The sequence below is a fragment of the Pelorhabdus sp. sgz311002 genome (genome assembly GCF_056134285.1).
Window position 1 is genome coordinate 48,455 of sequence record NZ_JBWBCL010000017.1, and the last position, 8,135, is coordinate 56,589.

Below are 8,135 nucleotides of genomic sequence, written 5' to 3' on the forward strand. Positions count from 1 at the left end.
AGTACGTAAATTAAACCACAATGTATGCTGATTTTTTCGCTAAGTGAGACAGTCTATTTTTTTATAAAAATTTGTCTTGATTTTTATAGACGACTGGTCTATTATAAAAGTAAGGAAAGAAGATCAATATAAATTGAAAGGCGGGATGAACATGACAATCTATACAATTCATGATTTGCAAGGACGTTCCAAGTGGGTCGAAGATGCGAAGGGGATATATCTTGTTGATCCCCATTATGTAGATGAATTCTGCACAGTCTTTGCCGATGCGAAAGACCTACCCATCAATGTAAATATCTTTTAGACTAAAATTTCAATATAGAACTTTTTTGCTGCTGCAAAGAAAACTTGTGCGTAGCTGATGTGAGGGGTTTATAAAATCTAAGGATACTGCTTGGAGCGGATTCTATGGAAAAAGCCGGGCGACAGAAAGATTCTGTCGTCCGGCTTCTTTGTATACGTAAGGTTTGGATTATTAACGGTGCGGTAGCAGCGGGGCCGTTAAATCTTTTACACCTACGAGGCCAAGTACGGTAAGAAAAATCGTTTGAGGACCCCAAAAGGCGTTAGTAGGGTCGAACCATTCGCCAAGCGAGTGGCCTTGACCGCTTTCGCCGCCACCGCCCAGACGCAGCGAAGGAATTCCCAAACTCATTGGGTAGTTGGCATCGGTGCTGCCAGCTGAACTTAAAGCGGGATTTAACTGCAAGGCGTCGGCAGCAGCCCACGCGCTTTGGACAATCATCAAATCTTTTGGTTGACTGGCGGCAGGGCGGTCGCCGATGAGTTTAAGCTGGACAGTAAGGTCTTGGCTGTTCCAACGGAGATTTTCCTCTACGGCAGCTTTATCCGCAAAGGCAATAATATTCTCTTCTAGTTTCTTCAATTCTGCTTCGCTGTCAGAGCGGATGTCGACAGTCATACTGGCTTCTTCGGCAATGGAGTTAATGGAGGTACCGCCAGTGATTGTGCCGATTGTAAAAGTTGTTTTAGGTGTTGTCGGCGGTACGAGATTGGCAATCTTAGAGATGGCTCGCCCCAGAGCATGGGTGGCGCTGGGTTGCCCAAAGTGATTGAAACTATGGCCGCCAGGGCCGTGATAAATGATTTCATAGCGACGGCTGCCTGTAGCCAGGTAAGTGATGTGATTCGGGCTTGTTCCGTCAATGGTGATAAACCCATCGATGTTTTTTTGTTGTGCAAAGAAGTTTTTTACGCCGCGTAAGTTACCGAGACCTTCTTCACCTACTGTTCCGCCAAAAATGATATCGCCCTCTGTGGCGATGTTGCTTTGGCGCAGCGCACGGATGACTGTTAAAATGGCGGCAAGGCCGCGAGCATCATCGGCAATGCCTGGCGCATACAGACGACCGTCAATCTCTTTGACCGTTACGTCTGTATCAGCGGGAAAAACTGTATCAAGGTGGGCTGAGACAAATAGGGTTGGTCCTTGACCTGAGCCCTTATAGGTGCCAAAGACGCTTCCTTCGGAGTCGGATTGTAGGTCTGTTAGTCCTAATTGTTTCAATTGACTTAAATAATAAGCGGCGCGAGTTGATTCCGCGAAGGGGGGCGCCGCAATTTCCGTTAAGGTCTTTTGATTAGCGACTGTTTGTGTGGCGTCGCTTTCTAAAAAAGCGATGCCTGTGGTGATACTGGGATCATTCTTTAACTTGGTGTATACGGAAGCTACCTCTGGTGATACGGTATAACAGCTCATGGAGATCCTCCTTGCAGACTAAGACTTCTTTTATTATAAGCTGATTTTCACATTTTTGGCAAAAAAAGAAAGCTGCTTTTTATAAGCAGCTTACAAGGAATTGAAGTTGTGAAGAAAAATTGAAAAGGCTAATAAGAGGCCCAGTTTTCCGTGGAAGGAAGCTGTATTTTTCACGAGAAAAATCATGCGTGTCCGATCACCCAGCCAGGCGAGTCGGGCGCTGTGCAATTCTTTGATTGCCAGTGGCGCCAAGAGAAATGTAAAAGCGGCGCTTAACGGTAGCAACTGAGCAGCAATGAGTGCGGCAAGTGAGAGGAATGCTGCGGAATATAGGAAGAAGTAAAGTGCCATGGCCCGATTTAAGCCAAGAAAGAGCGCCAAGGTTTGAATGCCCGCATCTTTGTCATCTTCTAAATCACGCAGATCATTGGCGTGCAAGATGGCGGCAACGAGAAAGGATATGGGAAGCGAAGCGATGATTGGCCAGAAGGATAGCACTTCTGTTTGCACATAATAGGCAGGCCAGACCATGAGCGGTCCCATCAGAAAAAATACGAAAATGGAGCCAAGACCGCGGTATTTATAGGGGAGAGGTCCGCCAGTGTAGGTATAGGCGCCAATTATACCAATCAAGCCGCAGAGCGCAATCGGCCAACCACACTTATAGGTTAGCCAAAGACCGAACAGCGTACCAAGGGCCACTGCTAAACGAGCAGCTTGTTGCATGGCTTGTGGTGTCATTGTGCCGGTAACTAATTGCGGACAGCTGTGAGCGGAGGCGATGGTGTCGACGCCTTTTACATAATCACTGTAAGTGTTTAAAAGATTGGCGCCGATTTGCAGTAACATACCGCCACCAAGGGCAGCAAAAAAATGAGTCCAAAGAAACAGTTTTGTTTCTGTAAAGGCGAGGGCCGTGCCGAGAGAAATCGGTACGAGCGATGCCGTTAGCGTCCAAGGGCGAATTGCGAGAAACCAGGCTTTCATAGTAACCTCCTTATGATCTATGGGCATAATCACAATAATAAATTCGTGCTGCTTCGATGAAATCCTGTTAACCAGTTTTAGGGGGATTTTCAGTAGCAAAGGGCAGGAAATTGCGAAAAAAGCGGGAAAATTAATAATAATAAGTGAAATCGCCGTGGACTAAGGAGAGCATAATTGTGGCAGCCATTAAAATTTTAGTGATTGGGGCCAACGCAGCAAATGTAACAGAAATTAAACAGGTCGTCGTATCAGCTATTGGTGGCGGCGCTCGTATTATGACGGCTGATGTGACCAACTATCGGCAGGCGCCGCCAGCTGACTTATATGTCTGTTTAATTAATCGTAAAGAAGAAATGGAAATGGCCTTTGGCCCGGAGAAAGTAGCTGCGTTAACTCTAGTTTCGCCTACGGAATATTTTTTGCGATTGAGTCGGATTGACGCTGGGGAAAAGGTTCTTATCTTTAATAATAGTGTTTCAGGAACGCGCGTTTTAGTGGATCGGATTACTCGCTATGAACTGAATAATTTGCACTATAAAATTCTCCCCTATGATGAGATCGATCATGAAAGGGCTGTTGCTTTATTGCAAGGTGCAACTTGCATTATTGGCGGCATTGCCTATGTTGGTCCTGGCAGCGCTTTGTATACTCGCTTTGGTGCGGATTTGCCGCCGAATGTTACTGTTTTAGTCAGTCCGCCACGCTCGGCTACGGCAGAATCAATTAGCAAGCTGACTTATATTTATTCTTCTTTGTATCATAAAGCAGTCATGGAGCGTTTGAAGCGTTTATCTTCGATCGATAGTCTCACAAGTCTGCCTAATAGGCGTAGTTTTGATGATTATTTGAAAAATGCCTGGCGTAAGGCAAAACGGCAGCGCCAGCCGCTGGCATTAGCCATGATCGATATCGACTATTTTAAGTATTATAATGATTTGAACGGACATGTCGAAGGGGATCGCTGTCTGCAGCGCATTGCTCGAACTGTTCGCAAAGTGTTAAAGCCCTATGATGGGTTTTTTGCTCGCTATGGCGGTGAAGAATTTGTAGCCATGTTGCCAAAGGTCTCTATGGCTGATGGGTATGATATTTTAGAAAAAGTACGAAAAACTGTGGTGCAGCAAGAGATTAGAAACCCCTTTTCCCCAGTTTCCCCAATGCTTACGATTAGCATTGGACTGACGGTGGTGGTGCCTGCCGATGGTTTGGAATTAAAGAATTTACTGGTGCGGGCTGACCAGGCACTATACTTGGCAAAGCAGCGAGGTAGGAATCAAGTTGTCTGTAAAAATTTTAAATAACCTATTGCATTTTTGATTTTTGTGCTATATAATATTACTTGCGTCTGTAGAGCAAACGGAGAGATGTCCGAGTGGTTGAAGGAGCACGCCTGGAAAGCGTGTGTAGGGGAAACTCTACCGAGGGTTCGAATCCCTCTCTCTCCGCCATATTTACAAAGTGAGCCTTGATAAGTTATCGCTGATAATTTATAAAGGCTTTTTTAGCCTAATGAGAGACGGCTTGTTATTTTTAAGGTCGGGCTACGGTTTTTATGGCGGGTCTTGCGCAATGGCAGCTCATGAACCTCGTCAGGTCCGGAAGGAAGCAGCGATAAGTGATCCCTGTTATGTGCCGCAAGGGTGCCTGCTGTAGGGATCGTAGTCCGACGTTAAAAATAGCGGTCGCAAAATAAAGAGACAGCCTTGTTGGCTGTTTTTTTATTTTATCAATGAAAATAACTTGTCTTCGCTAGACGGAGTAAATTTCCGTTTAGAGAGGAAAACTGAGAAATAAACGCGAAGAAAGAAAAAACGGTTTCAGTAGTAAGAAGGAGGTGTTCCTATGGCTTATGTGGCTTTATACCGCAAGTGGCGGCCCTATAATTTTGACGGATTAGTGGGCCAGACACATATCAGCCAAACTCTAAAAAATGCCATTGAGACAGGGAAGACCACTCATGCCTATCTGTTTACCGGGCCTCGCGGTACAGGCAAGACAAGTACTGCTAAGATTTTAGCCAAAGCTTTAAATTGTGAGCATGGACCGACAGCGAATCCCTGTAATGAATGTTCCAACTGTGAAAAGATTAATCAGAATAGCTCAATGGATGTCTTTGAAATTGATGCTGCTTCCAATCGTGGAATTGACGAGATTCGCGATTTGCGTGAAACCGTTAAATTTGCACCGGCGGAAGGCCGCTATAAAGTCTATATTATTGACGAAGTACATATGCTGACTCAAGAAGCATTCAATGCGCTGTTAAAAACACTGGAAGAACCTCCGGCTCATGTGGTGTTTATTCTAGCCACAACGGAGCCGCATCGGATTCCTGCTACCATTCATTCGCGATGCCAACGCTATGATTTTCACCGAATTAAAGTGACTGATTTAATGTCTCACTTGCGTTATGTGGCGCAAGAAAGCGCTATTGCCGTGAATGATGAGGCGCTCAAACTGATTGCGGTTCATGCTGAAGGTGGACTGCGTGATGCTTTAAGTGTTCTCGATCAGTGCAGTGTGATGGTGGATGGAGAAATTCTACCAGAGGATGTGCGGAATTTATTAGGCCTAATCGGTGATGACTGGATATATTCTTTGCTACGAGAGATTGCCAGCTGCCAGATGGAAGCTGCTTTTTTAACGCTTGATCAAATTTTGACGGCAGGTAAGGATGTACGTCAATTATTAGCCGAACTAGCAGTGTACTCCCGCAATTTGCTGTTATATCAAGCAGCACCGCAGATGCTTGACGATCACTTCGGTGGGAATCGAGACCATCTCGTTGAACTTGGTCGACTCTTTACGCAAGAGGAAGTCATACAGGTTATTGAAAAGTGTCAGGAGGCTTGGGAACGGGCGAAACGATCGAATACGCCGCGTCTTGATGCGGAGATGGCCTTTTTATCGCTGTGTCGTCGGAAAGAGCAAACTTTGGCTGGGCTTGTGGCCCGGGTTGAAGAATTAGAAAGAGCTTTGCATAACCACGGTGGCGAAAGTACGCCAACAGTTCGTCAGAGTCAGTCCGGTTTTTCGTCGCGTAGCAAAAAGCAGACGATCGACGCTGGGCTTAGTCGTCAGACGCCGGAGCGAGCGGCTGTAGCAGAAAAGCAATTTGTTTCTAATTCGGCTGATTTGCCTGCTGTTGCCCCAATAATTGAGCCTAAGGCAAAAGCACAGCCAAAAGAAACGGTTTCAGTGGCGGAGCCTATTGACCTGCATAATTTGGACGCTTTGTGGGATAGTGTGCTTAAAGAACTAATCGCTCAGGGGAAAAGATCGGTTCATGCCTGCGTGGCTCAGGGGAAACTAGTTGAAGTGAGTCAAGAAGGCGCTATCATAGCTTTTGCCTCGGCTTTTCCGAAAGATCGGACGCAAAAAGAGGATTATCGCTCGATTATCGAGAACATCATAGGCCAAAGAGCTGGGCGACCTATCGTCCTTCGCTGTGTCTTGCAAAGTGAGGCAGCTGTACCCGTTAAGTCGGCGCCTGCTGCTGATAAGCCGCAAGAGGATGTTGGACCGCAGGAGGATCATCCGGCTTTAATCAAGGCCAAGCAAATGTTTGGCGGTCAAGTTATAAAACAAGAAAACCCTAAGGAGGATCACTAGATGTTTGGAAACATGGGCAATATGGGTGCCATGATGAAAAAGGTGCAGAAATTGCAAGCTGAAATGGGCAAACTGCAGAATGAACTAAAAAAGCGTACGCTCGAGGCTTCTGCCGGCGGCGGGGTAGTTACTGTTGTTGTAACAGGGGAAAAACAAATTCAATCCATTAAAATCAATCCTTCGGCAGTTGACCCGGAAGATGTTGAAATGCTGGAAGATCTTATTACAGCTGCTGTTAATGAAGCCTTGAAAAAGGTCGATGATATGATGGCGCAGGAAATGGGTAAATTGACTGGCGGGTTGAATTTACCGCCGGGAATGCTGTAAGACATGCAAAAACTGGCTCCTCTGGCCAAACTTGTGGAACAGTTTCGACGATTGCCGGGCATCGGGCAGAAAACTGCCACCCGTCTGGCTTATCATATTTTAGCTGTCGATAAGGAAAAGGCTCTTGCTTTGGCACAGGCGATTATGGAAGCAAAAGAGAGAATTCGCTACTGCTCACGTTGCTATAACTTGACGGATCAGGACCCTTGCCTGTTATGTCAGGATGAGTCTAGAGAGAAACAAATTCTTTGCGTTGTAGAAGAACCGCGTGATGTGGGGGCTATGGAGCGGACGCGGCAGTATCATGGTCAGTACCATGTATTGCACGGTGCTTTGTCCCCCTTAGAAGGGATTGGCCCCGAACAAATCAAAGTCAAAGAACTGTTAGCTAGGCTTTCGCTGGAATCTTTCCAAGAAGTCATTGTGGCGACAAATCCTGATGTGGAAGGCGAGGCGACAGCACTTTATCTATCGCGTTTGCTAAAACCGCTGGGGATTAAAGTCACTCGTATTGCTCACGGCCTGCCTGTTGGCGGCGATCTTGATTATGCTGATGAAATGACCTTATCAAAGGCGCTGGAAAATCGACGTGAAATGTAAAAACCTCAGGGATTCCATTTATAAGGAAGCCCTGAGGTTTATTTTTGTGCCGAATGTATAATCAGGACGTGCTGACCATATAGTGTAGCAGGAGGGGGTGCCATGAAAGCTTGGTGGGAAAGAATTCTTGTTTTTTTGGAATTGAAGCAGCCGAGGAAGAATCCTTTGCTTGATGAGGTCAGGTTGTTGGCAGGCGCTAAAGAGGAATGGTTACGAGCAAAAAGGTATTTTGAATTTGTTCATGACCCGGATTTGACTGAGTATGCGATTTTTTCAATAAAAGCAGCTGAAATAAAATACCGCTACTTATTAAAGCAGGCCCGCCTGGAGGGGTTGTGTGTGTTGCCGATTAGTCAAACGGCCGTTCTGCGAGATTTCGCTGAAAAGATTTCTCCGCCATGGAAGTATTAGGAGAAAGGTGACAGAAGACACTTTCTCCGCTACAATAGTAACAAGCAGATAAAATAGCGAGGGAAGTGAGTTCATGGCTGCGCTCGGATTAGATTTCAATGTTGCTTTAGCCTATTTATTTGGCATTGCTTTGATTTTTTTTATTGGCAAGATTTTCCTCATGCCGCTTCGATTGGTTTTTAAACTGATTTACAATGCAATTATCGGTGGCATTATGCTTTATGTAATTAACTTCGTCGGTGCTCACTTTGGGTTTACCTTGGCATTGAATCCTATTACGGCATTAATTGCTGGATTTTTAGGGATACCAGGTATTATTCTATTAATTTTGGCCAAGCTATTCATTTTGTAAAAAACTTAAAAATACTTTGCGAAAAAGTGTTGACATAAGTGAATCTGCTGTGCTATTATATACAAGTCGCCGCTGAGCGACACGAAAACAGAAAAGAATCATCGCTTCTAAAAACGAAGGCGAAACGGT

9 protein-coding genes, 1 tRNA gene and 1 other RNA gene are annotated in these 8,135 nt (G+C 45.5%); 9 read left to right on the forward strand and 2 right to left on the reverse strand.

What is annotated here, in order from left to right:
• The first annotated feature begins 151 nt into the window (after nucleotides 1-151).
• Nucleotides 152-304, forward strand: coding sequence for a hypothetical protein (locus tag AC0NJP_RS17780; protein ID WP_474041055.1), 153 nt, complete (start codon nucleotides 152-154; stop codon nucleotides 302-304).
• Between the two features lie 171 nt (nucleotides 305-475).
• On the opposite strand, the gene AC0NJP_RS17785 is transcribed toward AC0NJP_RS17780, so the two are convergent.
• Together AC0NJP_RS17785 and menA are read right to left on the reverse strand one after the other, a co-directional pair.
• Nucleotides 476-1,720, reverse strand: a complete 1,245-nt coding sequence (locus AC0NJP_RS17785) for a M20/M25/M40 family metallo-hydrolase (RefSeq protein ID WP_474700672.1) — start codon at nucleotides 1,718-1,720, stop codon at nucleotides 476-478.
• Between the two features lie 90 nt (nucleotides 1,721-1,810).
• Nucleotides 1,811-2,707 (reverse strand): 1,4-dihydroxy-2-naphthoate octaprenyltransferase, encoded by an 897-nt coding sequence (gene menA, locus AC0NJP_RS17790; protein ID WP_474700673.1) that lies wholly within the window; start codon nucleotides 2,705-2,707, stop codon nucleotides 1,811-1,813.
• Between the two features lie 176 nt (nucleotides 2,708-2,883).
• Between menA and AC0NJP_RS17795 the strand changes: the two genes are divergently transcribed.
• From AC0NJP_RS17795 to AC0NJP_RS17830, 8 genes are all read left to right on the forward strand, one after another.
• On the forward strand, nucleotides 2,884-4,008 hold the full coding sequence (locus tag AC0NJP_RS17795; RefSeq protein WP_474700674.1) for a GGDEF domain-containing protein: 1,125 nt from the start codon (nucleotides 2,884-2,886) through the stop codon (nucleotides 4,006-4,008).
• Between the two features lie 57 nt (nucleotides 4,009-4,065).
• A tRNA-Ser gene (locus AC0NJP_RS17800) sits at nucleotides 4,066-4,155 on the forward strand.
• A gap of 105 nt (nucleotides 4,156-4,260) precedes the next feature.
• Nucleotides 4,261-4,360, forward strand: an RNA gene (ffs, locus tag AC0NJP_RS17805) — signal recognition particle sRNA small type.
• A 189-nt stretch (nucleotides 4,361-4,549) separates the two neighbouring features.
• Complete coding sequence (dnaX, locus tag AC0NJP_RS17810; RefSeq protein WP_474700675.1) at nucleotides 4,550-6,316, forward strand: DNA polymerase III subunit gamma/tau; 1,767 nt, start codon at nucleotides 4,550-4,552, stop codon at nucleotides 6,314-6,316.
• Complete coding sequence (locus AC0NJP_RS17815) at nucleotides 6,317-6,643, forward strand: YbaB/EbfC family nucleoid-associated protein (RefSeq protein WP_474041060.1); 327 nt, start codon at nucleotides 6,317-6,319, stop codon at nucleotides 6,641-6,643.
• 3 nt (nucleotides 6,644-6,646) lie between these two features.
• Entirely contained in the window at nucleotides 6,647-7,243 is a 597-nt protein-coding gene (gene recR, locus AC0NJP_RS17820; RefSeq protein ID WP_474041061.1) for a recombination mediator RecR, read from the forward strand.
• 102 nt (nucleotides 7,244-7,345) lie between these two features.
• A complete protein-coding gene (locus tag AC0NJP_RS17825) occupies nucleotides 7,346-7,654 on the forward strand; it encodes a DUF2508 family protein (protein WP_474041062.1) in 309 nt (102 codons plus the stop codon).
• A 73-nt stretch (nucleotides 7,655-7,727) separates the two neighbouring features.
• Entirely contained in the window at nucleotides 7,728-8,006 is a 279-nt protein-coding gene (locus AC0NJP_RS17830; protein ID WP_474041063.1) for a pro-sigmaK processing inhibitor BofA family protein, read from the forward strand.
• Nucleotides 8,007-8,135 lie beyond the last annotated feature (129 nt).

Coding starts and splice junctions, on each gene's coding strand:
- AC0NJP_RS17785 (WP_474700672.1), bottom strand. CDS start 1,720: ATGAGCTGTTATACCGTATCACCAGAGGTAGCTTCCGTATACACCAAG.
- menA (WP_474700673.1), bottom strand. CDS start 2,707: ATGAAAGCCTGGTTTCTCGCAATTCGCCCTTGGACGCTAACGGCATCG.
- AC0NJP_RS17780 (WP_474041055.1), top strand. CDS start 152: ATGACAATCTATACAATTCATGATTTGCAAGGACGTTCCAAGTGGGTC.
- AC0NJP_RS17830 (WP_474041063.1), top strand. CDS start 7,728: ATGGCTGCGCTCGGATTAGATTTCAATGTTGCTTTAGCCTATTTATTT.
- dnaX (WP_474700675.1), top strand. CDS start 4,550: ATGGCTTATGTGGCTTTATACCGCAAGTGGCGGCCCTATAATTTTGAC.
- AC0NJP_RS17815 (WP_474041060.1), top strand. CDS start 6,317: ATGTTTGGAAACATGGGCAATATGGGTGCCATGATGAAAAAGGTGCAG.
- recR (WP_474041061.1), top strand. CDS start 6,647: ATGCAAAAACTGGCTCCTCTGGCCAAACTTGTGGAACAGTTTCGACGA.
- AC0NJP_RS17825 (WP_474041062.1), top strand. CDS start 7,346: ATGAAAGCTTGGTGGGAAAGAATTCTTGTTTTTTTGGAATTGAAGCAG.